Raw genomic sequence first — 26,573 nt, 5'->3', positions numbered from 1 at the left:
TCCAAGGACAATGCGCGCAATTTTCACTAGTGCAGGATCTGGCTCAGGAAGAGCTTGGTGCGCTCGTGCTGCGGATTGTCGAAGAACTCCGCCGGTGCGTTCTGCTCGACGATCTGTCCCTGGTCCATGAAGATCACGCGGTTGGCGACCTGGCGGGCGAAGCCCATTTCGTGCGTGACGCAGATCATGGTCATGCCTTCTTCGGCAAGGCTCACCATCGTGTCGAGCACTTCCTTGATCATTTCTGGATCGAGCGCCGAAGTCGGCTCATCGAACAGCATGATGCGCGGGTTCATACACAGCGACCGTGCGATGGCGACGCGCTGCTGCTGGCCGCCTGAAAGCTGGCCCGGATATTTGTTTGCCTGCTCGGGGATCTTGACGCGCTCGAGATAGTGCATCGCGATCTCGTCAGCCTTCTTCTTCGGCATCTTGCGCACCCAGATCGGCGCGAGCGTGCAGTTCTCGAGAATCGTCAGATGCGGGAACAGATTGAAGTGCTGAAACACCATGCCGACTTCGCGGCGAACTTCATCGATCTTCTTCAAATCGTTCGTGAGTTCGATGCCGTCGACGACGATCTTGCCCTTTTGGTGCTCTTCCAGACGGTTGATGCACCGTATCATCGTGGATTTGCCCGAACCGGAGGGTCCGGCAACGACGATCCGTTCGCCACGCATGACGCGCAGATTGATATCGCGCAGGACATGGAAATCGCCGTACCACTTGTTCATGCCGACGATGTCGATGGCGACATCGGTGTCGGAGACTTTCAACTTGCTCGCGTCGAATTCCTGGGTAGCTGGTTCAGCCATGATGAATGCCCTTCGAGGTTACCGGTGGCTCGTGTCGAGGCGGCGCTCCATGTAGAGCGAGTATTTCGACATGCCGAAACAGAAAATGAAATAGACGAGTGCCGCAAAGGCAAAGCCCGTGATCGCGGTTTGCGGCGCGGCCCAATTGGGATCGGCGAAATTCAACTGCACGATACCGAGCAGATCGAAGATACCGATGATCAGAACGAGGCTCGTGTCCTTAAATAGGCCGATGAACGTATTCACGATGCCTGGAATGACGAGCGTCAGCGCCTGCGGCAGAATGATGAGGCGCATCTTCTGCCAGTAGGACAGGCCCATCGCATCAGCCGCCTCATACTGACCCTTGGGGATCGCTTGAAGCCCGCCGCGAATGACTTCGGCCATATAGGCGGATGCGAAGAAGGCTACGCCCACCAGTGCTCGCAACAGCTTATCGAATGTCACGCCGTCGGGCAGGAACAGCGGCAGCATCACCGACGACATGAACAGGATCGTGATGAGCGGAACGCCGCGCCAGAACTCGATGAAGACGATCGACGCATATTTGACGAAGGGCAGATGCGACCGGCGCCCGAGCGCGAGCAAGACGCCGAGCGGCAGCGACACGACGATGCCGACGATAGCAACGACGAGCGTCACCAAGAGACCGCCCCACAGATCGGTGCGCACCGGCGGCAGGCCGAACTGGCCGGTCAGCAAGATGAACGCGATGATCGGAAAAATCACCAGCAGGAAGATCGCATTGAACTTCTTGTACGGAACGGACGGGATGGCCAACGGAACGAGCGAGACAATCAAGAGGATCGCCGTCAGGTCCACGCGCCAGCGCTCATCGATCGGGTAGCGGCCATACATGAACTGGCCGAACTTGGCGTCCACAAAGGCCCAGCACGCTCCCTGCCCTTCACCCAGGCAAGCCTCGCGGTTCGAACCATCCCAGACCGCGCTGAAAAATGCCCAGTTGAAGAGCGGCGGCAGGATCCAGGCCAGGAACAGGGCCATCAGGATCGTCAGGATGGTATCCTTCGGGGTTGCGAAGAGATTGACTTTCAGCCAGTGGCCGAAACCGCCTTCGCGCACCGGTGGGGCTTCACTTTTGAGGAAGTCATCTCGAACGAATGCGAGCCTCGTGGTCGCGACATCGGTTTCTGCGTGGGTGTCAGACATGATTTTTCCCCCTCGCCAATCAGCGTTCGACCAGCGCGACGCGCGAGTTGAACCAGTTCATGAAGGCCGATGTCAGCAACGACAGTGTCAGGTAGACGATCATGGTGATCGAAATCACCTCCACCGCCTGCCCCGTCTGGTTCGCGACCGTACCCGAGAAGACCGAGACGAGGTCGGGATAGCCGACGGCAATGGCCAGCGACGAGTTCTTCGTCAGGTTCAGATACTGGCTGGTCAGCGGTGGGATGATGACGCGAAGCGCCTGCGGAATGATGACGAGACGCATCGTGGTGTTGGGACGCAGGCCCAGCGAAAACGCCGCCTCGGTCTGGCCCTTTGACACGGCGAGAATGCCAGCACGCACGATTTCGGCGATGAATGCCGCTGTGTAAAGCGACAATCCGAGCAACAACGCCATGAATTCGGGGCGGATCGTGGTGCCGCCGCGGAAGTTGAAGCCCGACAGCTCGGGATATTCTGCCGTGAAAGGAACACCCAAGACGAAGAGCACGACGAGCGGCACACCGATGATCAGGCCCAGCGCAACGCGGATCGTCGGGAAAATCTGGCCGGTGGCCATCTGGCGCTTCTTGGCCCAGCGCGCGATCACGACTGCGACCGCAATGCCGATGGCGATCGAGGCGTAGAAGATCGAGGCGCCAGCCTCCGCGAGATATTGCGGCATGATCAGGCCGCGATTGTTCAGGAAGACCGAGCTGTTGAACATCTCGATCGAGCCACGCGGCGCCGGCAGCGCCGACAGGACAGCCTTGTACCAGAACAACAGTTGCAACAGCAGCGGTATGTTGCGCAGCGTCTCGACATAGACTTCAGCGACCTTGCGGACGAGGAAGTTCTTGGAAAGCCGCGCAATGCCAACGATGAAACCGAGGATGGTGGCGAAGAAAATGCCGATCGCGGCGACGAAGATCGTATTCGTCAAGCCGACGAAGAAAGCCTGTCGATAGGTGGAATTTGCCGTGTAGGGAATTAGCGACTGGCCGATATCAAAACCCGCACGATTGTTGAGAAATCCGAAACCCGTGGCGATGCCAGCCCGCGCCAGGTTGTTGGCTGCGTTGGTGACACCAGAATAGACCAGATAAATAATGAACAGCGCCAAAAGCACCTGAAAGACGACCCCGCGAATGACAGGATCGTAGAACAGAGATGCGCGTGCAGGCTGCGATGCACTGGAATCGATAGTCGCAATTGTCATTGTGTCTCGCTTCCCGCTGCGTGCCGGAGGCAACAGGTTTGTCCGAAGACCGACTCTTCAGCGTTTCGACCTTGCTCGACGCAATCGTCGCCAGGTTGATCCACCAATACAAACACAGGAAGTGAAGCAGGCTGCACTCTCATCGTACAGACCCACAACCCTATCCTGATGCCAAAAGCGGTTCCGCGGCTTTGATACCGCGGAACCGCTGAGCTGGTTCCGGTCTTAGCGGATCGGCATGCCGTACTGCAGACCGCCATCCGTGTAGAGCGCGTTCAGACCACGCTCGATCTGGAGCGGGGAGTCCGCACCGACGTTGCGCTCGAAGACTTCGCCGTAATTGCCGACGTGGCGGACAATCTTGACGAGCCAATCGTTCTCGAGGCCCATGTCGGCGCCGAACGTGCCGTCACCACCAAGCGCGCGACGAACGTCCGGGTTTTCCGAAGCAAGCATTTCCTCGAGGTTTTCCGAGGAGATGCCGAGCTCTTCAGCGTAAACCAGGCCGTAATAGACCCACTTGGCAATACCGAACCACTGGTCGTCACCGCGACGAACGGCAGGTCCGAGCGGCTCTTTCGAGATCAGCTCTGGCAGAACGACGTGGTCATCCGGATTGTCGAGCGTCAGACGGATCGCATAGAGGCCCGAGCTGTCGGTCGTGTAGACATCGCAACGGCCTGCATTGTAGGCGGCGTTGACCTCTTCCAGGCCTTCGAAGACAACCGGATTGTATTCCATGTTGTTGGCGCTGAAGTAGTCGGTCAGGTTGAGCTCGGTCGTGGTACCGGACTGAACGCAGACAGATGCGCCCGACAGCTGCAGGGCGGAATCGACGTTGAGTTCGGCAGGAACCATGAAGCCCTGACCATCGTAGAAGGTCACGCCGACGAAGTTCAGGCCGAGAGCCGTGTCGCGGCTCATGGTCCAGGTCGTGTTGCGCGAAAGCACGTCGATTTCGCCCGACTGCAGCGCCGTGAAGCGCTCGACGGCGGACAGCGGCGAGAAGCGGACGGCTTCCGGGTCATCGAAAATCGCAGCGGCCATTGCGCGGCAGAAGTCGACGTCGAGGCCGGTCCATTCACCAGCGTCGTCGGTGTTGGAAAAACCAGCCAGACCCGTGGAAACGCCGCACTGGATGTAGCCCTTGGCTTTTACGGCCTCCAGCGTCTGCGCCGAAGCTGCATGCGCGCCCAAGGTCAGGGCGGCTGCGCCAGCCACGGCCGACAGAATGATCTTTGTCATCGTTATACCTTTTGATTGTTGCCCTCTGCACTCCCCAACCCCGACTGCCGACCATTCGAAGCGCTTTGATCGCTAACCCCAGCCACAGATCGAATTTGGGAATGCCATCACATTCCGAAACAGCGGAGGGGTCAAGACCCGTTGTGCAGAAATAGGAGGCAGTGATTTTCTTTAGGCGCCTGTTTTAGGAGCAACTCGCGCGAATGTGTGCAAATGCCAGTTCGCCATTGGTTTTCCGCCACGGCCTGAATAGTGTGGCGCCCGATTTGGGCTGGCAAACCGGCGATAGGGATAAAGACGTGACAACCGAAGACAAAAGCCACGGCATCAACACCCGGCTCGCGCATATGGGAAACGATCCAAAGGACTTCTTCGGCTTCGTCAATCCGCCGGTGGTGCGCGCGTCCACCGTGCTGTTCCCAAACGCGGATCGCATGGAGCGCCGCGACCAGCAATATACCTACGGAACCAAGGGAACGCCGACCACCGATGCGCTGGCAGCCGCTATCGATGAGCTCGAAGGATCGGCGGGTACCATTCTCGTGCCGTCCGGGCTCGCCGCCGTCAGCATTCCACTGCTCGCATTCCTCTCGGCGGGCGACCACGTCCTGATCGTCGATTCCGTCTATTTCCCAACGCGGCATTTCGCCGACACGATGCTCAAGCGGCTCGGCATCGAGGTGGAGTATTACGATCCGTCGCTCGGCGCCGATATCGCGACCGTCATGAAATCGAACACCAAAGTGGTTCTGACGGAATCGCCCGGTTCGAACACCTTCGAAATGCAGGACATTCCGGCGATCGCCAAAGCGGCGCACGCCGCTGGCGCCATCGTCATGATGGACAACACCTGGGCGACCCCCCTCTTCTTCCGGCCGCTGGATTTCGGCGTCGACATCTCGATCCATGCGGCGACCAAATATCCGAGCGGACATTCCGACGTGCTGCTGGGCACAGTTTCCGCCAATGAGCGCTGCTTCCCGCAGCTGAAAGACACGCTGTTCGCCATGGGCGTCTGCGCCGCTCCGGACGACTGCTACACCATCCTGCGCGGTTTGCGTACGATGGGCGTGCGCCTCGAGCGGCACCAGAAAACCGCCCTTGCCCTTGCGGAAGGCCTGGAAGGCAAGGCCGGCGTCGCGCGTGTGCTGCATCCAGCGCTACCGAGTTTTCCCGGGCATGATCTCTGGAAGCGCGATTTCTGTGGGGCGAGCGGGCTCTTCTCAATTGTGCTCGATTGTCCCGACGCTCATCAGCACAAAGCAAAGGCGCATGCATTTCTCGATGCGCTAAGGATCTTCGGCCTCGGCTATTCCTGGGGTGGCTATGAAAGCCTTGCCGTCGTCGCCAATCTATCCGACCGCACCGTGGCGAAGGCGCCCAAGGAGGGGCCTGTCATCCGTCTGCAGATCGGCCTCGAAGACGCCGCAGATTTGATCGCTGACATCGAGCGGGGCTTGGCGGCAGCGGCTAGCGCATGATTCTGTGCGAAAATTACCGCAAATAAGCCCTGTTCAGCGGAACTGCATGTGCCCGTCCCGCATTTAGCGGCGACAACCAGAGCGCTGAAGGAGCGGCATATGAAAAAACTGATCTACGCATTCATCTTCAAGAAGGCGCTTGAGTATTTTCGTCGCAAGCGCGCGCGGCCGGGTCCCCGGTCGTAGCGTGAATCGTCTTCAACCAGCATCGTTAACGGGATCCTTACAATTTTAAGCAATGACTCGTGCTTGATTGCATGAGGTTATTGTTATGCGTGCCATGCTACTCATCGCCATGCTGGTTCTTGCCGGCTGCGCGAGCCCGCCAACGCAGACGAACAATGTTTGTGCGGTATTCGACCAGCGCGACGGCTTGGTCGGCAACTGGTATCGACAGGCCAAAGCCGCCGAGCGTCAATATGGTGTCCCCGTCCCGATCCTGATGGCCACCATCAACACAGAATCAAGCTTCAGAGCCCGTGCCCGCCCGCCGCGCAAATGGCATCTCGGTATCATTCCGGGAAAGCGCGCCTCCACCGCCTATGGCTATTCGCAGGCGCTTGACGGCACGTGGTCGGAATATCAGGCCAAAACCGGCCGCTGGTCGGCCCGGCGGACGAATTTCGGCGACGCCGTGACGTTCGTTGCCTGGTACCACCATCAGAGCCACCAGCGGAACGGCATCGCGCTCAACGACATGCGCAACCTCTATCTCGCCTATTATTCCGGCCATGGCGGCTACTCCCGCGGCTCATGGCGCAACAGTTCGATCGCTTTGCGCGGTGCGGACCGGGCAGCGCAAATGGCACAGACCTACGCCAACCAGATGCGCGCCTGCGGTCGCGCGTGACGCCATCACGATGACCTGCACAAAAAAGGGCGCTCACGGAGCGCCCTTTTTTGTGCAGCTAAGTCTTTGACGATCAACGGTAGATGACGATTTCGTCCGGGCGCGCGACGTTCAGGAGGTCCCGCGCGCGCTCGTCGAGCATGTCGCGCTCGAGCGTCGTGTTGTCGAGGAGTGCGACGCGCTTTTCAAGCGCCTCGCGTTCGGCAACGATCTCGGTCAACTGCGCCCGCAGCTCCATGGCGCGGTGCTCCAGGTGCATCTTGGCGTTGAGGCCATAGGCACCATGGACCGCATGGAAACCGAAATAGGCAAAGAACGAGATCGCAACGGCTGGAATGATCAGCCGTGAAAGCTTCGATTTTCTCTTCTGTCGTGTCGACATGAACGCGCTACCCATAGCCCCGCAGGGCAACTGACGACGTTCATAGTCTTGGCACGATCATGCTTAAGAGACGGTTAGCACCGCCCCTTAAGCATGTGCTTCAGAGGCTTACCCGCGCAGGATATCGCGGCCCGCATAGATCGCCTGCGCGCCGAGCTCTTCCTCGATGCGGATCAGCTGGTTGTATTTCGCAAGCCGGTCGGAACGGGCAAGCGAGCCGGTCTTGATCTGTCCGCAGTTTGTGGCAACGGCCAAGTCGGCGATGGTGGAATCTTCTGTTTCGCCTGACCGGTGGGACATGACGGCCGTGTAGTTGGCACGGTGCGCCATCGAAACGGCGTTCAAGGTTTCCGTCAGCGTACCGATCTGGTTGACCTTGACGAGGATGGAGTTTGCGACGCCCATCTTGATGCCGTCGCGCAGGCGCGCCGAATTGGTGACGAACAGGTCGTCGCCGACGAGCTGGCACTCGCTGCCGACCTTGTTGGTCAGGGCCTTCCAGCCGTCCCAGTCGTCTTCCGCCATGCCGTCCTCGATCGAGGCGATCGGATATTTGCCGACGAGCTCGGCGAGATAATCGGCCATCGCCTCGGGCTCGAGCGTGCGGCCCTCACCTTCCAGCACGTATTTCCCGTCCTTGAAGAACTCGGTCGAGGCGCAATCGAGCGCGAGGTACATGTCCTCGCCCGGGCGATAACCGGCCTTCTCGATCGACTTCATGATGAAATCGAGGGCGGCCGGAGCGCTTTCGATGTTCGGGGCAAAGCCACCCTCGTCACCGACATTGGTGTTGTGGCCGTTCGCGGACAGCTCTTTCTTCAGCGTGTGGAAGACTTCGGCGCCCATGCGAACCGCGTCGCGCAACGATTCGGCGCCGACGGGCATGATCATGAATTCCTGGAAGTCGATCGGGTTGTCGGCGTGTTCGCCGCCATTGATGATGTTCATCATCGGCACCGGCAGCACATGGGCATGCACGCCGCCGACATAGCGATAGAGCGGCAGCGTGTTGGCTTCTGCCGCGGCCTTGGCGACGGCCAGCGAGACACCGAGAATCGCGTTGGCGCCGAGGCGCGACTTGTTCTGCGTGCCATCGAGCTCGATCATCAGTTCATCGATGTGGATCTGGTTTTCGGCTTCCAGACCGGACAAGGCGTCGAAGATCTCGCCGTTGACCGATTCGACCGCCTGCTCGACGCCCTTGCCGAGATAGCGCTCGCCGCCGTCACGCAGTTCGACGGCTTCGTGGGCGCCTGTGGAAGCGCCGGAGGGAACCGCCGCCCGGCCCATCGAACCATCTTCGAGGATCACATCCACCTCGACGGTGGGATTGCCCCGGCTGTCGAGAATTTCACGTCCGATGATGTCGACGATGGCGGTCATTGCGGCGTCCTTTCAAAGGGAAGACCAAAGGAGGGTGTCCGCGCGCCGTCTTAATGGATGGGGGGAAAAAGGCAATGGAGGCAGGCCTTCGCGATCGGTGCTCGCGAAGGCCCATCAGTGATCTGGTCAGTTGACCGGGTTGAGCGTCATCGACGTGCCGGCAGCGGCGACGTTGAGGCCGAGCTGGCCGGTAACGCTGACGGTCTGCAGTTGGACGGAACCGGACGTGCCGCCGACGAGCACGTTGGTGCCGACGCCTGCGCCCACCGTGGCTTCGGCCGTGAGACCCTTATAGAGCCCACCGAGCGAACCCTGATGATAACCGGCAGTCGGGGCAACGACGGCCCAGATCATGCGCTGGTTCGTGGTGAAGCCGAGATCGACGCCCAGCTTGCGGATCGTGCCGGTATAGGCATCCGTCGGGGCTGCACCGGCAGCCGGGCGGAATACGCAATCGACCGACTTGGCCGAGCCGAGCACGTAGCCCACACCGCTTCCGATGCCGCAATCGAGGTAGCCGACGCGGACGCCATCACGCGGGCCGGCATCCTGATAAACGACCGGAGCTGGCTGATAGACCGGGGCGATGTCGGCAGCATGAGCGATCGAGCCGCCTGCGAGCGCGACTGATCCCAGCACTGCGCTGGCGATGATTTTTTTCATTGACGTCTCCTTTATGGGAAGCGCCGGCCAAAGGAATGAAAAGTTCCCGGCCGGCACCTGACCACGAAACGCACAATTAACGATTATGATCCCGGCAAGATTTTGATCGTCTAAAGTGAATACGCTTATCTGCGAAGCGCTCAATCACTTTAGGTTTTTGATTTGTCGCGTTTCCGAACGGTGAACCGATATCCACTTCACCGGGAAACGCTCTAATGCTGTGCTCCTTTAGCCACGGCATCGAAGGCCATCAAGGTCTCCAGCAGGCGCCGCATGTCCTTGATCGGCACCATGTTCGGGCCGTCGGACGGGGCGTTGTCTGGGTCTTCATGCGTCTCGATGAACACACCGGCGACGCCGACTGCGACTGCTGCGCGTGCGAGCGTTTCCACGAATTCGCGCTGGCCACCCGATGAGCCACCCTGCCCGCCCGGCTGCTGGACCGAATGCGTCGCATCGAAGACGACCGGCGCGCCGAGCGAGGCCATGATCGGCAGCGAACGCATGTCGGAAACGAGCGTGTTGTAGCCGAAGGAAGCGCCGCGCTCGGTCAGAAGGACGTTCAGATTGCCGCTCTCCGTCACCTTGGCGAGCACATTCTTCATGTCCCAGGGCGCGAGGAACTGGCCCTTCTTGATGTTGACGACACGGCCGGTGTTGGCAGCCGCGATCAGCAGGTCCGTCTGGCGGCACAGGAAGGCCGGGATCTGCAGGATATCGACCACTTCGCCGACGACGGCGCACTGCTCTTCGGTGTGAATGTCGGTCAAAACGGGAAGATCGAATTCTCGCTTGATGTCGGCAAAGACTTCAACGCTCTTTTCTAGGCCGATGCCGCGCTTGCCGCTGAGCGACGTGCGGTTCGCCTTGTCGAAGGATGATTTGTAGACGAGGCCGATTCCGAGCTCCGCGCAGAGCGTCTTCAACTGCCCGGCCAGTTCGAAGGCATGGTCGCGGCTTTCCATCTGGCAGGGGCCGGCGATCAGGCTGAGCGGGCCGGAATTGTGGAACGCGACTTTGCCGGCGTTCACGATGCTCGCGGGACTTGCCATGGTTTACGCCTCCTCGAAGATGAAGATCGCACCCTGCCCGGCTGCGCGGTCGACGATCAGCCGGTTGCCGGATGTGCGGGTTGCGATGCCGGACCGGGCGATCTGCGCCTGGCATGCGGAGAGATCTGCTACGGTGAAAATGATCGCAGTGAGGTGGATGCCGCGCTCGCGGCCTTCGACTTTTGCGCCGAAATAGGCTTCGAGTCCCGCCGGCGTCAGAATGGAAAGCCGCGCATTGGCGGCATCGGCGGAAATTCCAAAGGAATGCGCATCGATGTCGCGCGTGCCGGCGATTTCCTGCAGCAGATACTGAAAATCGGAGGGGTTTTCCTCGACCGCGATGATCTCGCGCATGCCGACCACGCCGTTGGCATGGTTCTCCAGCGCCGTGCGGTCCACAGCCGGCACGTTGATGCGCTGGCAGGTGAAGAAATAAGCATCCGGCGCTCGCGGATCGGCCGCGAAGGAGAGCTTGAACGCCGCCTCGCCTTCCTCACCGGCCGGTGTCTTGAACTTGCGCGAGAAGCTGAGCATCCCCCCGGCAGACAGCCCCGCTTCGGCAAACGCGGCATCGTCGCGGTCGGCGTCTTCGCTGCCCATCACGATGGCGGAGAAGCCGTCCTGTCCACGGCGGAACCTGTACGCCTGGTCGCGGCCGACGAACACGTTGCCGGCCCGCGCCTCACGCTCGGCGATCTCGCGGTCGGCGACGGCCAAAGGCTCGAGGAATGTGCCGCCCTTGAAAAAGACGCAGGCGTTTTCGGTGCCGAACGGGTGCTCACCACGCGGCGCGACCGTGAAGCCAAGCGCCTCGTAGCGGCTGCGCGCCGTTGCGAGATCGGAGACAGGAAGGACCAGATGGTCGAGCGGACGGGTGGTTTGCGAAGATGCGATCATGGCCGGGCTTCTAGCGCCCGGACCCGATCGTGGCAACGGTCAAGACAGCACGTCCCGCCGTCGCCCACACCGTCTAGAACAGCCGGCTCTGCTCAACGGCCGCTTCGATGAAGCTGGCGAAAAGCGGATGCGGTTCCAGCGGGCGGCTCTTCAGCTCCGGATGGTACTGCACGCCGATGAACCACGGATGATCCGCATATTCGATCGTTTCCGGCAGAACGCCGTCCGGAGACATGCCGGAGAAAGTCAGGCCGCAATTTTCGAGCTGGTCCTTGTAGTCGACATTGACCTCGTAGCGGTGACGGTGACGCTCGGAAATTTCGTTCGCGCCGTAAATCTCGGCAATCTTCGTGCCAGGCTTCAGATGCGCGACATAGGCGCCGAGACGCATCGTGCCGCCGAGATCGCCAGCTGCGGATCGCTTCTCTAGCATGTTGCCCTTCAGCCATTCGGTCATCAGGCCGACGACCGGCTCTTTTGCGGGTCCGAATTCGGTCGAGGATGCCTTGTCGATCCCGGCCAGCGAGCGGGCGGCCTCGAGAACGGCCATCTGCATGCCGAAGCAGATGCCGAAATACGGCACCTTACGTTCGCGGGCGAAGCGCGCTGCGAGGATCTTGCCTTCCGAACCGCGCTCGCCGAAGCCGCCAGGCACGAGGATGCCGTGTACTTTCTCAAGCCAGGGCGACGGGTCTTCCTTTTCGAAGATCTCCGATTCGATCCATTCGAGATTGACCTTCACGCGGTTGGCGATGCCGCCGTGATAAAGCGCTTCGATCAGCGACTTATAGGCGTCCTTCAGACCGGTGTACTTGCCGACCACCGCAATCGTCACTTCGCCTTCCGGCGTGCGGATGCGGTGTGCGACGTCTTCCCAGCGCTCCAGGCGCGGCTTCGGAGCCGGCTCGATGCCGAAGGCCGCCAGCACTTCGCTGTCAAGACCTTCCTTGTGGTAGGCCATCGGCACGTCGTAGATCGAAGCAACGTCGAGCGCCTGAATTACGGCGGATGGCCGTACATTGCAGAAGAGCGACAGCTTGCGGCGCTCATCGACCGGAATATCGCGGTCGGCGCGCACGAGCAGGATGTCCGGAGCGATGCCGAGCGCCTGCAGTTCCTTGACCGAATGCTGCGTCGGCTTCGTCTTGAGTTCCCCGGCGGCCGCGATGAACGGCATCAAGGTCAGGTGGACGTAGATGGCATTGCCGCGCGGCAGGTCGTTGCCGAGCTGGCGGATCGCTTCGACGAAAGGCATGGCCTCGATGTCGCCAACGGTGCCGCCGATTTCGCAGAGTACGAAATCATAGTCCTCGTTGCCTTCCAGCACGAAGTTCTTGATCTCGTTGGTGACGTGCGGAATGACCTGGACGGTTGCGCCCAGATAGTCGCCGCGCCGTTCCTTATCGATGATGTTCTTGTAAATGCGCCCGGTCGTGATGTTGTCCGACTGCATGGCGGAGCGGCCCGTGAAGCGCTCGTAGTGGCCAAGATCGAGGTCGGTCTCGGCGCCATCGTCCGTCACGAACACTTCGCCGTGCTGCGTCGGGCTCATCGTGCCTGGGTCGACGTTGAGATAGGGATCGAGCTTCTTCAGCCGCACGCGGTAGCCGCGTGCCTGGAGGAGTGCACCGAGAGCTGCGGATGCGATGCCCTTGCCGAGGGAGGAGACCACGCCGCCTGTGATGAAAACATATCGCGCCATGGGCTTACCTCGTTAGTCTCTCACCTGCGATTCCACCAGCCGAAAGTGCAGACCGGGAACCAATTTCTGTGGACTGCTGCCTGCGTCGGGCACCATTCCGCACAAAAAAATGCGGCGCCAGACCGGGCGCCGCATCCTGCATATCGTGGCCGCTGTTACTGGCCTGTCGGGACCGTATTCGGTGCGGGCGCATCTTCGGCTGCCGGCGCGTCGGTGCCTGCGGGAGCCGCCGGTGCAGCGTCGGTTGCGGCAGGTGCCTCGTCCACGGCAGCCGGTGCGTCAGTCGCAGGTGCATCGGTTGCCGGAGCCTGCGTCTGCGGCGCGGGATCACTGGAAGGCAGAGACGGAATATCGCTCTCGCCGTCCGGCGCGGTCTCTGTCTGCGGAGCCGGGCCGCCGAGCTGATCGAGAATGCCCTGGCCGGTGCCTTCAGTCTGGCCTTCGATTCGATCGAGAATGCTGGAAGGTCCCTGCTCGTATCGGGCAAGAATGCCGAGCGTCAGCGATGTGACGAAGAAGGCCAAAGCCAGGATGCCGGTGATCCGCGTCAGCGCATTGCCCGAAGACCGCGACGCCATCATGTTGCCGCCACCGCCGCCGATCCCCAGGCCGCCCCCTTCGGAACGTTGGACAAGCACGACCGCGACGAGCGCGAGCACGATCATGAGATGGATGACGATCAAGACGGTCTGCATATTGGGGGTCCTGCCAAAAGGCGGCAATGGTCGGAAAATCAGCGGCCCCTCTACACGAGAGCTGCTGCATTTCCAACCCCGAAGCCATCATTTCGAGCGCATCGCAACGATGCGTGGTCAGATATCGTTGTACGCGGCACAGATGGCGAGGAAATCATCGGCTTTCAAGCTCGCGCCGCCGACGAGCGCGCCATCGACATTGTGGACGGCCATCAGTTCACGCGCGTTCGATGGCTTGACCGAGCCGCCATAGAGAATGCGCATCGCGGCGCCCTCGTCGTCGAAGCGGCCGACAAGCGTCTCACGAATGAACGCGTGCGCCTCCGCCACATCGTCGGCCGTCGGCGTCAGCCCGGTTCCGATGGCCCAGACGGGCTCATAGGCGATGATCGTCATCTCCGCCTCGGCCCCATCCGGCACCGAACCGGCCAGTTGACGGCCAAGAACGGCCAGCGTCTCGCCCGACTTCCGCTCCGCTTCCGTCTCACCGATGCAGATGATGGCCACCAGGCCGGCGTCCCAGGCGGCTTCTGCCTTGCGCGCCACCGTTGCGTCGTCCTCGCCGTGGTCCGCACGGCGTTCCGAATGGCCGACGATCACATGCGTCGCCAGGCAATCGGCAATCATCTCGGCGGAAATGTCGCCGGTATGCGCACCGAACGCATTCCAGTGGCAATCCTGTGCGCCAATGGCAAGTTCGCTGTCTTCGACGAGCGCAGTGGCCACGTAGACGAGCGTCACCGGCGGGCAGATGAGGGTATCGATCATCTCCAGCGAAGGCGTGTCCACGCCGTCGATGATCGCCTTCAGCTCGCCGAGATTGTCGCGAAGGCCGTTCATCTTCCAATTACCGGCCACGAGTGGCCTGATGCCGGGTGTCATTGTGCGTGTCCACCTTCTTCAACTTTATTCGCTGGCCGTAGCTACCAGACTGGCCTCGAAAATCAAACGAACGCATGGGCAGAAGCGCCCACGATACGGCATTTACGTGCCGCATCAACGCGGTTAGAACAGCGCGCATCCGCGTGAAAGCAAGAGGACGAACGGGTAAGACATGCTGACAATGCTGCGAAGGGGCGCCCAGACCTGGGTCGCCAAAGGCCTGTTCTTCCTGCTCGTCGCGTCCTTCGCGGTCTGGGGCGTCAGCGGATCGATGTTCTCGGGCGGTGGCGACACCGTCGTTTCGGTCGGCGAAACCGAAGTGTCGGCGCTTGAATTCCGGCTTGCCTATGATCGCCAGCTCTCCCTGCTGTCGCAGCAGTTCGGCACCCGCATCACGACGGAACAAGCACGCGCCTTCGGCATCGAGAATCAGGTCTATTCTCAGCTGGTCGCCGGCGCAGCGCTGGACGAGCAGGCGCGCAACATGCAGCTCGGGCTTTCGGAGGACCGACTGGCTGGTCTCATCGCGGCGGATCCGGCTTTTCAAGGCATCAATGGCCAGTTCAGCCGCCAGAACTTTGCCGCCGTGCTGCGCAATGTCGGCATGAGCGAGGATGACTATATCCGCAATCGCCAGCAGGTCGCCGTCCGCACGCAGGTCGTGGAAGCCCTGGCCGACGGTTTCGAACTGCCCGACACAATGCTCGATGCCTTCGGCCGCCATCGCGCCGAGACACGCACCGTGGACTACCTAATCGTCGACGAGAGCATGATCGATCCGATCGGTGAACCGTCGGATGAAGAGCTTGCCGCCTATTTCGAAGACAATGGCAGCCGATACACAGCTCCGGAATATCGCAGCATCGCCTATGTGACGCTGACGGCAAGCGACATCGCCGACCCGGACGGCATTGATGCCGAAGTGGTGCGCGCCGAATTCGACAACAATCCCGAGCGTTATACGAGCGTCGAACAGCGCACGCTGGATCAGCTCGTTTTCCCGAACCGCGAGGCGGCGGAAGCCGCGGCAGCGGCGTTGGCAGAAGGCACTTCATTCGACGACGTGGTCGCCGAAGCCGGCCGCACTGCCGCAGATGTGCGCATCGGCACGTTCGCGCAAAACCAGATGACGAACGCGGCGCTGGCGGAAGCGGCATTTGCCGTGGACGAAGCAGGTGGTGTTACCGACGTCGTCGACGGTCCCTTTGGCCCGGTCATTCTGCGCGTTGCCGCGATCGAGGGTGGCGAGGAGACCGCATTCGAAGATGTCGAAGCGGAGATCCGCGAGGATCTCGCCATGGCGGAAGCGTCACAGACGCTGTTCGATGTCTTCAACGCCTATGAAGACGCCCGCGCCGGCGGCCTGTCGGTGCAGGATGCCGCGCGCGAGCAACAGCTGACACCGGTTGTGATCGAAGCGGTCGACCGCTCGGGTCGCACGCCCGAAGGCGACGTGCTGAGCGATCTGCCACAGTCGCGCGATCTTTTGGCCCAGGCCTTCGACACCGACATCGGTATCGAGACGCAGCCGATCAATCTCGGCTCCGATGGCTATCTGTTCTTCGAGGTCCTGGACATCGAAGAAGCACGCGACCGCACGCTGGACGAAGTGCGTGACGACGTGGTCGCCGACTGGCAAGCGGATCAACGCGCTGCAGCGCTCGCTGCACGCGCCGAAGAGCTTCGCGCTTCCGCAGCCGACGGCACGCCTCTTGCCGAGATCGCAACGGAACTCGGGGCGACTGTGCGCACCGAATACAATCTGCAGCGCGACAGCGAGAACGCCACCTTCGGGCCTGAGGCCATCGCGGCAGCCTTTGCGGGCCCCGGTGGGCACGTGGCAACCGCGCCAGCCGCGAATGGCGCCGGCGAGATCGTCATGCGCGTCAACGAAGTGGCGATTTCCGCATCGAATGCGATCTCCGATCAGGAACGGACCGCCATCGCCCGCAGCGGCGGCGATGACCTGCTCGATCAGCTCGTGACCCGCCTGCAGGCGGAATATCCGGTGCGGATCAACCAGCAGCTCGGCACGCAGGCGCTCGGTTTCTAAAGACGCGACATCGGGGGGTGCCGTAATGGCAGACATGAAGAGCTACCTCGCCAAGGCTGCGTCCGGTGTCCCGCTCTCGCGCGACGACGCAAAGGCCGCGTTCGACATCATGATGTCGGGCGATGCCACGCCGAGCCAGATCGGTGGTTTCCTGATGGCACTCAGAGTGCGCGGCGAAACGGTGGACGAAATCGTCGGCGCCGTGACGACCATGCGCAGCAAGATGGTGACCGTCGGGGCGCCGGCCGATGCGATCGACATCGTCGGTACCGGTGGCGACGGCACCGGCACCTACAATGTCTCCACCTGCGCGGCCTTCATCGTCGCGGGATGCGGGGTGCCCGTCGCCAAGCACGGCAACCGCGCGCTCTCGTCGAAATCCGGCGCTGCGGACGCGCTGATGGCACTCGGCGTTGCGATCGATCTCAAGGCGCCGGCCATTGCTGCTTGTATCGAGGAAGCCGGCATCGGCTTCATGTTCGCCCCTGCCCACCATGCAGCGATGCGTCATGTGGGGCCGACGCGCGTGGAACTCGGAACCCGCACGATCTTCAATCTGCTCGGCCCGCTCTCCAATCCCGCTGGCGCCAAGCGGCAGTTGCTCGGCGTTTTCGCCCCGGAATGGCTGGAGCCGCTTGCCGAGGTGCTGAAGGATCTCGGCTCGGAGCGTGTCTGGGTCGTCCATGGCGCCGGTCTCGACGAGATGACGACGACTGGACGAACGGATGTCGTTGCGCTGGAAAACGGTTCGATCCGACGTTTCTCGATCGAGCCTGAAGAGCTCGGCCTGAAGCGCGTGCCGATCGATGCGCTGAAGGGCGCTGACGGCGCACACAATGCCAAGGCCTTGCAGGCTGTTCTTCGCGGCTCGAAAGATGCCTATCGCGAGATCGCGCTTCTGAATGCCGGCGCCTCGCTGGTGGTCGCCGGCCGCGCCGAGACGGTGGCGGAAGGACTGGAGCTGGCGGCGAAATCGATCGACGACGGTGCCGCACTTGCGGTGCTGGAGCGCCTCGTGACGGTTTCGCAGCGGCACGCGGCCGCGGCATGATGACGAACCGGCTTGATATGAAGGAATTGGGGCGTTGAGCGATATTCTGACCCGCATCGAAGCCTATAAGCGCGAGGAAATCGCCGCCGCCAAGGCCGCTCGGCCGCTCGCGGAGGTAAAGGCAGCGGCTTCGGACGCTGACGCGCCGCGCGGATTCCTGACCGCGCTTGAAGCGAAACGCGCTCGCGGGGACTTCGCTCTGATCGCCGAGATCAAGAAGGCCAGCCCGTCCAAGGGGCTCATTCGCGCCGATTTCGATCCGCCGGCACTGGCGCGCGCCTATGAGGCGGGCGGCGCCGCTTGCCTCTCGATCTTGACAGACACGCCATCGTTCATGGGCGCGCCGGAATTTCTGATCGCTGCGCGTTCCGCAACGGCGCTGCCGGTCATCCGCAAGGATTTTCTGTTCGATCCGTACCAGGTGTACGAAGCCCGCGCGATGGGCGCCGATGCCATCCTCGTCATCATGGCTTGCCTCGATGACGCGATGGCGCTTCAGCTTCACGATACGGCCGTCGATCTCGGGATGGACGTGCTGGTCGAGGTGCATGACGAGGCGGAAATGGAGCGCGCGCTTTCGCTGAGTTCCCCGCTCATCGGCATCAACAACCGCAATCTGCGCACCTTCGAGGTGTCGCTGGACAACAGCGAGCGGCTCGCACCCATGGCCGCTGGCCGCCACCTCGTCGGCGAAAGCGGCATCTTCACCCATGAGGATTGCCTGCGGCTCGAGCGCGCCGGCATCGGCACGTTCCTTGTCGGCGAAAGCCTGATGCGCATCGACGATGTCACCAGCGCGACGGAGACGCTGCTCACAGGCAAGCTGCTGACGGGCAAAAGCGGGGCAGCAGCGCAATGAGCGACGAAGCGCGACTCACGCATCTCGACGAACAGGGGCGCGCCACCATGGTGGATGTCGGCGGCAAGGCAGAGACCGAGCGCATCGCGATCGCCGAAGGCTTTGTGAAGATGGCTCCGGAAACGCTCGCGCTCATCCAGTCAGGCGGCGCAGCAAAGGGCGACGTGATCGCCACGGCGCGCATTGCTGGCATCATGGCCGCCAAGCGGACGGCCGACCTCATTCCGCTTTGCCATCCGCTGATGCTGACCAAGGTTGCGGTCACGATCGAGGCGGTCGACACTCTGCCCGGCCTGCGCGTCGAGGCCATGGCGCGCCTCAAGGGTCAGACGGGGGTCGAGATGGAAGCGCTGACGGCGGTTTCGGTCGCCTGCCTCACCCTCTACGACATGGCAAAAGCCGTCGACAAGGCGATGGAAATCACCGGCGTCCGGCTGCTCTCCAAGACCGGCGGCAAGTCGGGCAACTGGAACCATCCGGGCAGCGACGGGGCACGCTGATCATGGCGCTGCTTCCCGTCGACGATGCGCTCCAACTGATTCTCGCCGACGCCCGACCGATTGTCGATATCGAACACGTTCCGCTCCATGAAGCATGGGGCCGGGTCGTTGCCGAGCCGCTGATCGCCATGCGCGACCAGCCTCCGTTTCCTGCCTCGGCCATGGATGGCTATGCCGTGATCGCCGCGGATACGGCAGAGCCAGGTGCGACGTTGAGGGTCATCGGCGAATCGGCAGCCGGACACGGGTTCACGGGCGCCATCGGACGCGGCGAGACCGTCCGCATCTTCACCGGCGCACCGGTCCCTCAAGGAGCCGACGCGATCCTCATCCAGGAAAACGCACGGCCGCTTGATAAAAGCCTCGTCGAGGTCGTCGAGCCGGTGCAGGCCGGGCGGTTCGTGCGGCGTGCAGGTCTCGACTTCCATCGTGGCGAGACGGTGATCGCCAAGGGGGCGATGCTCGATGCCGGCCGGCTGACGCTGGCGGCAGCGATGAACCTCCCCGCCCTGCCCGTCCATCGGCGCCCGCGCGTCGCCATTCTGGCGACCGGCGACGAGCTCGTGCCGCCGGGTGCCGATCCACGCGGCGATCAGATCATCGCGTCAAACAGTTTTGGCGTCGCCGCCATTGTCAAAGAAGCGGGCGGCGAACCGATCGACCTCGGCATTGCCGCCGATACGCTTGATGCCCTGAACCGATCGATCGACGCCGCTCAGGCGGCAGGCGCCGATATCCTGGTGACGCTTGGCGGCGCCTCGGTTGGCGATCACGACCTCGTTCGGAAGGTGCTGGAATCGCACGGTCTGGAGCTGAAGTTCTGGAAGATTGCCATGCGGCCCGGCAAGCCGCTGATGAGCGGCCGCATCGGCCCGATGCATGTTCTCGGGCTACCGGGAAACCCTGTCTCGAGCCTTGTCTGCTCGCACGTCTTCCTGACGCCTCTGATCGCGAAGCTCGCCGGCCGCACCCATCATGTGCAGGCGGTCGACGCGATCCTCGACGTAGACCTCGCCGAAAACGACGTGCGCCAGGATTATCTGCGCGCGGCGATGCACCGGCGGCCCGACGGAACGCTCGTCGCCACGCCTGCCACCCGGCAGGACTCATCCATGATGCGCGTGTTCGCCGAAGCCGATGGCCTGGTCGTTCGACCGCCATTCGCCCCCGAGGCAAAGGCCGGCGACACTGTACGGGCGATCCTGCTAAGGCGGATTTAGCCTCGTTTGCTGATGGACTTGCGGAACACAAAAGGAACAGATAAAGTGTGTTCCACATTTGTTTCCATCCGATCAAGCGGGGGCCCAAGCAGCCGATGTTGACGCGTAAGCAGCAGGAACTGCTTCTTTTCATCCATGAGCGCCTGAAGGAAAGCGGCGTGCCGCCATCCTTCGACGAGATGAAGGAAGCCCTCGATCTCGCGTCCAAGTCGGGGATCCATCGCCTGATCATCGCGTTGGAGGAACGCGGCTTCATTCGCCGCCTGCCGAACCGCGCGCGTGCACTGGAAGTAATCAAGCTGCCGGAAAGCTACAACGCGGCCGTGCCGCAGCGCCGGGGTTTTTCGCCAAGCGTCATCGAAGGCTCACTGGGCAAGACGCCGAAGCCGGAGGTTGTTTCGGATCGCCGTCAAAGCGAGATGCCGCGAGACAACGACAACAGCGCAATCAGCGTGCCTGTCATGGGTCGCATCGCGGCGGGTGTGCCGATCTCCGCCATCCAGAACAACACCCATTCCATCGTGGTCCCGCCGGACATGCTGGGCGGGGGCGAGCACTACGCGCTTGAGGTCAAAGGCGATTCGATGATCGATGCCGGCATCTTCGACGGCGATACGGTCATTATCAAGAATGCGTCGACAGCCAATCCAGGCGACATCGTCGTGGCTCTTGTCGATGACGAGGAAGCGACGTTGAAGCGTTTCCGCCGCAAGGGAGCGTCCGTCGCGCTTGAAGCAGCCAATCCGGCCTATGAAACACGGATCTTCGGACCGGATCGCGTGAAGATACAGGGCAAGCTCGTGGGTCTCATCCGGCGCTATCACTGATCGGTGACAGTGCCGGCCCTTTCATCTCCGCTCGTGCTCGAGATGGTAGAATTGGCGTTGCCCTGACCGGGCTCGGCGAAGCTCCCCGTTCTCCAGTCATAGTAGCGGTGTCGCGTCCAAGCGCGCATGCGACCGGCGGCCTCTTCGAAGCGGAATGCGGGTTTTGGGCCGGTCCCGTCGCCAAGTTCAGTGCCTGACGCACGCGCCTCGTTCGCCGCAAAGCCTTGCTCCATCGACGCGGCGTAGACGGCGATCGCGCCGGTTTCACGCAAAGTGCGGGCGGTGAAGAGCTTCGCGCCGGAGCGGCATTCACGCAGGGTCAGCGGTATCGGAATGATGGCGATATCGGCCATGTCGCATGCAGGGCCGACATAGGCCGGTTCCTCCAGCCAGGCGACGATGGTTCCGTTCTCCAGCCGGGCCACGCAGAACGCGCCGCGGCGGCATCGGAACACGCCTGCCATCTGTCCGTCTTCCAAGTCGAGGACAGCCCGGCGCATCGTCCCATAGGCGATGGCGGGGTCGATCTCGGTATCGCCCTCGACCGGCTCGACAGGCGTCTCGGCTGACGGGAGGTCTGCCTGTGCATCGACAACAACGATTGGCGGGACATGGGTCGCAAGCCGGGTTGCCGTCGCCCATTGATCGAAGATGAAACTGCTCGGACGCGCGCGGTTGGTCGCCAGGCCGTCCTCGCGCAGGATTCCGGCCAGGCGAGCGTCTTCGGCGATCAGCAGCAGAGGCCGGTCGGCGCGCAGGTCGGCCGTCATGATGAAGGCCGCTGCGAGCGCGGGTAACAAAGCGGCACTTCGCAGCCATGTTCGTGTGAAGACCAGGATGAGCAGCGCCAGCGACAGAAGCGCCGTAACGGCTCCGGGGATCTTCCCCGTGGCGAAACCATCCCCATAGGCGGCGACATGATGGCCGATGGCGATGACCGCCTCCAACCCCAGCCCCATGATCGTCAGGAAAATCGCATCGAGGCCGAATGGCATCGTCAGCAGCGCAAGCGTGCCGAATGGCATGACGATGACCGAGATGACCGGCATCGCAATTACGTTGGCGATCATCCCGTAGCTCGACATGCGGTGGAAATGGTGGGCCGAGAAGATCCCCGTCGCCGCGCCGGCAATCAGCGATGTCACGGCCAGACCGACGATCAGCAACGTCCAGCGCCAGACGAAGCCTTGCTTCGAGGTCGTGAAATCCGGCGTCTTGTTCCTGTTACGCGCTGCCCAGCCACCATAGGCGGCAATGAGGGCAGCGGTTGCTGCAAAAGACATCTGGAAGCCGGGCGATGTCACCGCTGACGGCGTGACGAGAAGGATGAGAAAGGCCGCGATCGCGACATTGCGCATGGTCAGCGCAGCCCGGTCGAGCAGCACCGCAACCAGCATGACGACCACCATGATCCAGGCGCGCTGTGCGGAGATGACGGCGCCGGAAATCAGCAGGTAGAAGGTGGAGGTGCCGATGGCGCCGAGCGCTGCGAATTTCTTCACCGGCCAGGCCTGGGCGGCGCCCGGAACAAGTGCAAAGCCGAGCCGCAATCCGGTGAACATAAGGGCTGCAGCCAGCGACATGTGCAGGCCGGAAATGGACAGGATGTGGGCAAGCCCCGTAATGCGAAAGGCTTCATTGGTCTCTTCGGAGATGGCCCGACGGTCGGATACGGTCATTGCGGCTGCAACGGCGCCCGCGTCGCCTGGGATCACCTCCTTGATCCGGAACGCGATTGTTTCGCGGAGTTCAGTCGTCCATTGGGCGATCCGGTCGGCGTAGCTTTCTTCGGCCTGATCACCGGGCATGATTCCGGGCGGGCCGTAGAAAAACCCGAAAGCGCCGATGCCGGCGAAATAGGAGTTGAAGGCAAAATCGAACGTGCCGGGCATTGCGGGACCGGACGGTGGCGCAAGTCGTGCCAGGCCGATGATCGACGCACCAATCTCGATATCGGGATGGTTGCTGCGCGCCAGAAGCCGCACCCGTTCGGGCGGCCGGCGCAGCGTCGGGTCATGCGTCGACCGGACTTCGACGAGGTAACGCCAGCGACCCTCCTCATCGATTTCCCGCGACAGCACCCGGCCAGAGATGGTCGTGACCACGGGACTGTCCAGAACGGTGATGGCACGCCGATCCGCCTCCGCCGCGGCGGAAGCGAGCCCGGCCAGGATCAGGCACAGCGCGGCGAGCACGTTCCGCAGCCGGCTCGCCGTGAGTGCTGCGGCCAATCCCACAGCGATGGTGAGCCCAAGCGTTGCGACAAACGGCGGATCGCTTGGCAGCATGCGCCAGAGCGCGGCACCTGTCGCGAAGAAGGCGGAGGCCCACAGAAACAGCGCGCCGTGGCCTCGCTCCTCATCAAGTGCCTGCCTTACGCTCCGATGCGACCAGCGTCGGCGCGACGATCGAGACGTGTTGGGGATGAGGCGAGAATCTTTGTTCGGATCATGATCGGCGTGAGGATCGGCGGGGTCGAACGCAAACGCAGTCCGCTCGCAAGCGGAGCCATTCACTGGCTCGCGTTCAGCATCAGCATGCGCCATCCTGGTCGGGCCCCCTCGCCCGGCCCCAGGATACACCGCAAGCCTTGCGCTGTCGCCCTCGTGTGTTAGATCACCGCCAACAGGACGATGCGGCCTTCAAGGGACCCGATCGTCGCTCAACCAGCATCACTTACAGGTTCAAGATCATGTCCGAAGGGATCGTCACCCGCTTCGCGCCCTCGCCCACTGGATACCTCCACATCGGCGGTGCGCGCACGGCGCTGTTCAACTGGCTCTACGCCCAGAACCGGGGCGGCAAGATGCTGCTGCGCATCGAGGACACCGATCGCGCACGCTCGACCGATGCTGCCGTCGACGCCATTCTGGATGGGCTAAGCTGGCTGGGGCTCTCCTGGGACGGCGAGCCGATCTCGCAATTCGAGCGTGCCGCACGCCACCGCGAAATCGCCGAGGAACTGGTGAAGCGTGGCGAGGCCTATTATTGCTATGCCTCGGCTGAGGAATTGGATGCCATGCGCGAGGCACAGCGGGCTGCCGGCAAGCCGCCGCGCTACGATGGGCGCTGGCGCGACCGCGATGCTTCCGAAGCACCGGAAGGCGTGAGCCCGGCCATCCGCATCAAGGCGCCGCGCGATGGCGAGACGCTGGTTCGCGACAAGGTGCAGGGCGATGTGCGCTTTCCGAATGCCGATCTGGACGATTTCATCATCCTGCGCTCGGACGGCAATCCGACCTATATGCTTGCGGTCGTCGTCGACGACCACGACATGGGCGTGACCGACATCATCCGCGGCGACGACCACCTGACGAACGCCGCGCGCCAGTCGATCATCTACAAGGCAATGGGCTGGGACATTCCCTCCATGGCTCATATTCCGCTGATCCACGGCGCCGATGGCGCGAAGCTCTCCAAGCGCCACGGCGCGCTCGGTGCCGAAGCCTACCGCGCGATGGGTTTCCTGCCCGAAGCGCTCACCAACTACCTCGTGCGCCTCGGCTGGAGCCATGGCGATGACGAGATCATGTCGACCGAGCAGATGATCGAGTGGTTCGACGTCTCGGACATCAACAAGGGTGCCGCCCGGTTCGACATCAAGAAGCTCGAAGCCTTGAACGGGCACTATATCCGCCAGGCCGATGACGCGCGGCTCGTCGACAGCCTGATCGCCATCCTTCCCGAGATGGAAGGCGGCGCCTATTTCATCGACCGCATGACGGACGAGCGCCGCGCCCAACTGCTGGCTGTGATGCCGGGGCTGAAGGAGCGCGCAAAGACGCTGGTCGAGCTCGCCGATGGCGCGCGCTTCCTGTTCGACGAGCGCCCGCTGCAGAACGACGAAAAGGCGGCGGCGATTCTCGCCGAAGGTCGCCCGGTTCTCGAGGGTCTTCTTCCTGAGCTGCAGGCGCTTCAGTCCTGGGAAATCGAGTCGCTGGACGAGACCGTCCGCGCCTATGCGGAGCGCGAAGGACTCAAGCTCGGCAAGGTCGCCCAGCCTCTTCGCGCTGCACTCACGGGACGGGCCGTTTCGCCCGGCGTGTTCGATGTTCTGAAAGTTTTGGGCCGCGAGGAATCGCTCGGTCGGATTGCCGATCAGCTCGGCTAACCGATTGAAACGTCTTGCTTGATCGACAAGAGCATTGTCGTCGCAAGTGCTGGCCTAAGCACACATTGCGGCGCTGCACAATTCGATTGTCGACAACTTGGCAGGTGCAGCGAAATCATATAGCAATTCGCCAGCCATGGGCGCCTTTCTGACGAATGCGCTCATGTTTCGGAGAGATTGGGAAGGGTTCGACATGACTGAAAGCGCCAAACTGACCGTGGATGGCAAGGAAGTGGATTTTCCGGTCCGCAAGGGGACGATCGGCCCTGAAGTCTACGATATCGCCGCGCTCTACAAGCACACCGGCGCCTTTACCTATGATCCGGGCTTCACCTCGACCGCCTCTTGCGAATCCAAGATCACCTATATCGACGGCGACGAAGGTGTCTTGCTGCACCGCGGTTACCCGATCGAGCAGCTTGCCGAGCATGGCGACTTCCTCGAAGTCTGCTACCTGCTTCTCTACGGGGAACTGCCGACGAAGGCGCAGAAGGAAGACTTCGATTATCGCGTGACCCATCACACGATGATCCATGAGCAGATGTCGCGCTTCTTCACCGGCTTCCGCCGCGATGCGCATCCCATGGCCATCATGTGCGGTGTCGTCGGCGCTCTGTCCGCGTTCTACCACGACTCCACCGACATCACCGATCCGCACCAGCGCATGGTCGCGAGCCTGCGCATGATTGCGAAGATGCCGACGATCGCTGCGATGGCGTTCAAGTATCACGTCGGCCAGCCCTTCGTGTACCCGAAGAACGATCTCGACTACACGTCGAACTTCCTGCGCATGTGCTTTGCCGTTCCCTGCGAGGAGTATGTGGTCAATCCGGTGCTGTCGCGCGCCATGGACCGCATCTTCATCCTGCATGCCGATCACGAGCAGAACGCATCGACCTCCACGGTTCGCCTCGCCGGCTCGTCGGGTGCAAATCCGTTCGCCTGCATCGCGGCTGGCATTGCCTGCCTCTGGGGCCCCGCACATGGCGGCGCGAACGAAGCTGCGCTCAACATGCTCGGCGAAATCGGCTCGGTCGATCGCATTCCGGAATTCATCGCCCGCGCCAAGGACAAGAACGATCCGTTCCGCTTGATGGGCTTTGGCCACCGCGTCTACAAGAACTATGACCCGCGCGCCAAGATCATGCAGAAAACGACGCATGAGGTTCTGGCCGAGCTTGGCATCAAAGACGATCCGCTGCTCGACGTTGCCATGGAGCTGGAGCGCATCGCGCTCACCGATGACTATTTCGTCGAGAAGAAGCTCTATCCGAACATCGACTTCTATTCGGGTATCACCCTGAAGGCGCTCGGATTCCCCACCACGATGTTCACGGTGCTCTTCGCGCTGGCACGTACGGTCGGCTGGATCGCTCAGTGGAACGAGATGATCGAGGATCCGTCCCAGCGCATCGGTCGTCCGCGTCAGCTTTATACGGGCGAGGCTCAGCGCGAATACGTGCCGGTTTCCAAGCGCAACTAAGTCGTCCAAGATACTGCCATCGGCGGCGGGAGC

23 protein-coding genes are annotated in these 26,573 nt (G+C 62.1%); 10 read left to right on the top strand and 13 right to left on the bottom strand.

Translation table 11 applies throughout. The annotated features are described in order from the left end of the window. Positions 1-26: 26 nt before the first annotated feature. The 4 genes from QQL76_RS14350 to QQL76_RS14335 form a co-directional block, all read right to left on the bottom strand. Complete coding sequence (locus QQL76_RS14350) at positions 27-815, bottom strand: amino acid ABC transporter ATP-binding protein (RefSeq protein WP_499208198.1); 789 nt, start codon at positions 813-815, stop codon at positions 27-29. A gap of 18 nt (positions 816-833) precedes the next feature. Beyond that, on the bottom strand, positions 834-1,985 hold the full coding sequence (locus tag QQL76_RS14345; RefSeq protein WP_499208197.1) for an amino acid ABC transporter permease: 1,152 nt from the start codon (positions 1,983-1,985) through the stop codon (positions 834-836). A 19-nt stretch (positions 1,986-2,004) separates the two neighbouring features. Then, on the bottom strand, positions 2,005-3,204 hold the full coding sequence (locus tag QQL76_RS14340; RefSeq protein WP_499208196.1) for an amino acid ABC transporter permease: 1,200 nt from the start codon (positions 3,202-3,204) through the stop codon (positions 2,005-2,007). Positions 3,205-3,429: 225 nt separating this feature from the next. Further along, complete coding sequence (locus QQL76_RS14335; RefSeq protein ID WP_404861969.1) at positions 3,430-4,449, bottom strand: amino acid ABC transporter substrate-binding protein; 1,020 nt, start codon at positions 4,447-4,449, stop codon at positions 3,430-3,432. A gap of 266 nt (positions 4,450-4,715) precedes the next feature. Here QQL76_RS14335 and QQL76_RS14330 point away from each other — a divergent pair, with 266 nt between their 5' ends. After that, positions 4,716-5,930 carry a cystathionine beta-lyase gene (locus tag QQL76_RS14330; RefSeq protein WP_499208388.1) on the top strand — a complete coding sequence of 405 codons (1,215 nt, stop codon included), beginning with the start codon at positions 4,716-4,718 and terminating at the stop codon, positions 5,928-5,930. Positions 5,931-6,201: 271 nt separating this feature from the next. Next, the gene (locus tag QQL76_RS14325) at positions 6,202-6,780 is read left to right on the top strand and encodes a transglycosylase SLT domain-containing protein (RefSeq protein WP_499208195.1); all 579 of its coding nucleotides are present in this window, start codon (positions 6,202-6,204) and stop codon (positions 6,778-6,780) included. A gap of 73 nt (positions 6,781-6,853) precedes the next feature. Here the strand turns inward: QQL76_RS14325 and QQL76_RS14320 are convergent, their stop codons facing one another. From QQL76_RS14320 to tpiA, 8 genes are all read right to left on the bottom strand, one after another. Next, the gene (locus QQL76_RS14320) at positions 6,854-7,162 is read right to left on the bottom strand and encodes an FtsB family cell division protein (protein WP_499208194.1); all 309 of its coding nucleotides are present in this window, start codon (positions 7,160-7,162) and stop codon (positions 6,854-6,856) included. 108 nt (positions 7,163-7,270) lie between these two features. Beyond that, the gene (gene eno / locus QQL76_RS14315; RefSeq protein ID WP_499208193.1) at positions 7,271-8,545 is read right to left on the bottom strand and encodes a phosphopyruvate hydratase; all 1,275 of its coding nucleotides are present in this window, start codon (positions 8,543-8,545) and stop codon (positions 7,271-7,273) included. Between the two features lie 126 nt (positions 8,546-8,671). Beyond that, complete coding sequence (locus tag QQL76_RS14310) at positions 8,672-9,208, bottom strand: DUF992 domain-containing protein (RefSeq protein ID WP_126010464.1); 537 nt, start codon at positions 9,206-9,208, stop codon at positions 8,672-8,674. A gap of 212 nt (positions 9,209-9,420) precedes the next feature. After that, a complete protein-coding gene (kdsA, locus tag QQL76_RS14305) occupies positions 9,421-10,260 on the bottom strand; it encodes a 3-deoxy-8-phosphooctulonate synthase (RefSeq protein WP_499208192.1) in 840 nt (279 codons plus the stop codon). Between the two features lie 3 nt (positions 10,261-10,263). After that, a complete protein-coding gene (locus QQL76_RS14300) occupies positions 10,264-11,157 on the bottom strand; it encodes a VOC family protein (RefSeq protein ID WP_499208191.1) in 894 nt (297 codons plus the stop codon). Between the two features lie 73 nt (positions 11,158-11,230). Continuing rightward, positions 11,231-12,859: a CTP synthase gene (gene pyrG, locus QQL76_RS14295; protein ID WP_499208190.1), complete on the bottom strand. Its 1,629-nt coding sequence runs from the start codon at positions 12,857-12,859 to the stop codon at positions 11,231-11,233. Positions 12,860-13,014: 155 nt separating this feature from the next. Further along, positions 13,015-13,554 (bottom strand): preprotein translocase subunit SecG, encoded by a 540-nt coding sequence (secG, locus tag QQL76_RS14290; protein ID WP_499208189.1) that lies wholly within the window; start codon positions 13,552-13,554, stop codon positions 13,015-13,017. 117 nt (positions 13,555-13,671) lie between these two features. Further along, positions 13,672-14,436, bottom strand: coding sequence for a triose-phosphate isomerase family protein (gene tpiA, locus QQL76_RS14285; RefSeq protein ID WP_499208188.1), 765 nt, complete (start codon positions 14,434-14,436; stop codon positions 13,672-13,674). 172 nt (positions 14,437-14,608) lie between these two features. On the opposite strand from tpiA, the gene QQL76_RS14280 reads away from it, so the two are divergent. The 6 genes from QQL76_RS14280 (at position 14,609) to lexA (ending at position 20,946) form a co-directional block, all read left to right on the top strand. Then, the gene (locus QQL76_RS14280) at positions 14,609-16,489 is read left to right on the top strand and encodes a peptidylprolyl isomerase (RefSeq protein ID WP_499208187.1); all 1,881 of its coding nucleotides are present in this window, start codon (positions 14,609-14,611) and stop codon (positions 16,487-16,489) included. Between the two features lie 25 nt (positions 16,490-16,514). Next, entirely contained in the window at positions 16,515-17,540 is a 1,026-nt protein-coding gene (trpD, locus tag QQL76_RS14275; protein ID WP_499208186.1) for an anthranilate phosphoribosyltransferase, read from the top strand. 34 nt (positions 17,541-17,574) lie between these two features. Next, on the top strand, positions 17,575-18,399 hold the full coding sequence (gene trpC / locus QQL76_RS14270; RefSeq protein WP_499208185.1) for an indole-3-glycerol phosphate synthase TrpC: 825 nt from the start codon (positions 17,575-17,577) through the stop codon (positions 18,397-18,399). Beyond that, positions 18,396-18,899, top strand: coding sequence for a cyclic pyranopterin monophosphate synthase MoaC (gene moaC / locus QQL76_RS14265; protein ID WP_499208184.1), 504 nt, complete (start codon positions 18,396-18,398; stop codon positions 18,897-18,899). The genes trpC and moaC overlap by 4 nt, the downstream gene beginning before the upstream one ends. 2 nt (positions 18,900-18,901) lie before the next feature. After that, complete coding sequence (locus QQL76_RS14260) at positions 18,902-20,119, top strand: molybdopterin molybdotransferase MoeA (RefSeq protein ID WP_499208183.1); 1,218 nt, start codon at positions 18,902-18,904, stop codon at positions 20,117-20,119. A gap of 95 nt (positions 20,120-20,214) precedes the next feature. Then, positions 20,215-20,946, top strand: a complete 732-nt coding sequence (lexA, locus tag QQL76_RS14255) for a transcriptional repressor LexA (protein ID WP_499208182.1) — start codon at positions 20,215-20,217, stop codon at positions 20,944-20,946. Here the strand turns inward: lexA and QQL76_RS14250 are convergent. Continuing rightward, a complete protein-coding gene (locus QQL76_RS14250) occupies positions 20,940-23,234 on the bottom strand; it encodes a ComEC/Rec2 family competence protein (RefSeq protein ID WP_499208181.1) in 2,295 nt (764 codons plus the stop codon). The genes lexA and QQL76_RS14250 overlap by 7 nt on opposite strands. A gap of 404 nt (positions 23,235-23,638) precedes the next feature. On the opposite strand from QQL76_RS14250, the gene gltX reads away from it, so the two are divergent. Beyond that, positions 23,639-25,057: a glutamate--tRNA ligase gene (gene gltX, locus QQL76_RS14245; protein WP_499208180.1), complete on the top strand. Its 1,419-nt coding sequence runs from the start codon at positions 23,639-23,641 to the stop codon at positions 25,055-25,057. A 193-nt stretch (positions 25,058-25,250) separates the two neighbouring features. Next, entirely contained in the window at positions 25,251-26,540 is a 1,290-nt protein-coding gene (gltA, locus tag QQL76_RS14240) for a citrate synthase (RefSeq protein ID WP_499208179.1), read from the top strand. The last annotated feature ends 33 nt before the right edge of the window (positions 26,541-26,573 follow it).

The sequence above is a fragment of the Rhizobium albus genome (assembly GCA_030160035.1).
Lineage (GTDB): Bacteria > Pseudomonadota > Alphaproteobacteria > Rhizobiales > Rhizobiaceae > Georhizobium > Georhizobium albus.
The sequence above is the reverse complement of the archived record's forward strand: the minus strand, read 5'-3'. Positions and strand labels throughout refer to the sequence as shown.

What these genes read in the sequence shown, in the direction of transcription:
- QQL76_RS14335 (WP_404861969.1), bottom strand. Translation starts at nt 4,449, where the DNA reads ATGACAAAGATCATTCTGTCGGCCGTGGCTGGCGCAGCCGCCCTGACC.
- kdsA (WP_499208192.1), bottom strand. Translation starts at nt 10,260, where the DNA reads ATGGCAAGTCCCGCGAGCATCGTGAACGCCGGCAAAGTCGCGTTCCAC.
- gltX (WP_499208180.1), top strand. Translation starts at nt 23,639, where the DNA reads ATGTCCGAAGGGATCGTCACCCGCTTCGCGCCCTCGCCCACTGGATAC.
- moaC (WP_499208184.1), top strand. Translation starts at nt 18,396, where the DNA reads ATGAGCGACGAAGCGCGACTCACGCATCTCGACGAACAGGGGCGCGCC.
- QQL76_RS14250 (WP_499208181.1), bottom strand. Translation starts at nt 23,234, where the DNA reads ATGCTGCCAAGCGATCCGCCGTTTGTCGCAACGCTTGGGCTCACCATC.
- secG (WP_499208189.1), bottom strand. Translation starts at nt 13,554, where the DNA reads ATGCAGACCGTCTTGATCGTCATCCATCTCATGATCGTGCTCGCGCTC.
- QQL76_RS14340 (WP_499208196.1), bottom strand. Translation starts at nt 3,204, where the DNA reads ATGACAATTGCGACTATCGATTCCAGTGCATCGCAGCCTGCACGCGCA.
- QQL76_RS14300 (WP_499208191.1), bottom strand. Translation starts at nt 11,157, where the DNA reads ATGATCGCATCTTCGCAAACCACCCGTCCGCTCGACCATCTGGTCCTT.
- tpiA (WP_499208188.1), bottom strand. Translation starts at nt 14,436, where the DNA reads ATGACACCCGGCATCAGGCCACTCGTGGCCGGTAATTGGAAGATGAAC.
- QQL76_RS14345 (WP_499208197.1), bottom strand. Translation starts at nt 1,985, where the DNA reads ATGTCTGACACCCACGCAGAAACCGATGTCGCGACCACGAGGCTCGCA.
- QQL76_RS14320 (WP_499208194.1), bottom strand. Translation starts at nt 7,162, where the DNA reads ATGTCGACACGACAGAAGAGAAAATCGAAGCTTTCACGGCTGATCATT.
- pyrG (WP_499208190.1), bottom strand. Translation starts at nt 12,859, where the DNA reads ATGGCGCGATATGTTTTCATCACAGGCGGCGTGGTCTCCTCCCTCGGC.
- lexA (WP_499208182.1), top strand. Translation starts at nt 20,215, where the DNA reads ATGTTGACGCGTAAGCAGCAGGAACTGCTTCTTTTCATCCATGAGCGC.
- QQL76_RS14325 (WP_499208195.1), top strand. Translation starts at nt 6,202, where the DNA reads ATGCGTGCCATGCTACTCATCGCCATGCTGGTTCTTGCCGGCTGCGCG.
- eno (WP_499208193.1), bottom strand. Translation starts at nt 8,545, where the DNA reads ATGACCGCCATCGTCGACATCATCGGACGTGAAATTCTCGACAGCCGG.
- gltA (WP_499208179.1), top strand. Translation starts at nt 25,251, where the DNA reads ATGACTGAAAGCGCCAAACTGACCGTGGATGGCAAGGAAGTGGATTTT.
- QQL76_RS14260 (WP_499208183.1), top strand. Translation starts at nt 18,902, where the DNA reads ATGGCGCTGCTTCCCGTCGACGATGCGCTCCAACTGATTCTCGCCGAC.
- QQL76_RS14310 (WP_126010464.1), bottom strand. Translation starts at nt 9,208, where the DNA reads ATGAAAAAAATCATCGCCAGCGCAGTGCTGGGATCAGTCGCGCTCGCA.
- QQL76_RS14280 (WP_499208187.1), top strand. Translation starts at nt 14,609, where the DNA reads ATGCTGACAATGCTGCGAAGGGGCGCCCAGACCTGGGTCGCCAAAGGC.
- QQL76_RS14350 (WP_499208198.1), bottom strand. Translation starts at nt 815, where the DNA reads ATGGCTGAACCAGCTACCCAGGAATTCGACGCGAGCAAGTTGAAAGTC.
- trpD (WP_499208186.1), top strand. Translation starts at nt 16,515, where the DNA reads ATGGCAGACATGAAGAGCTACCTCGCCAAGGCTGCGTCCGGTGTCCCG.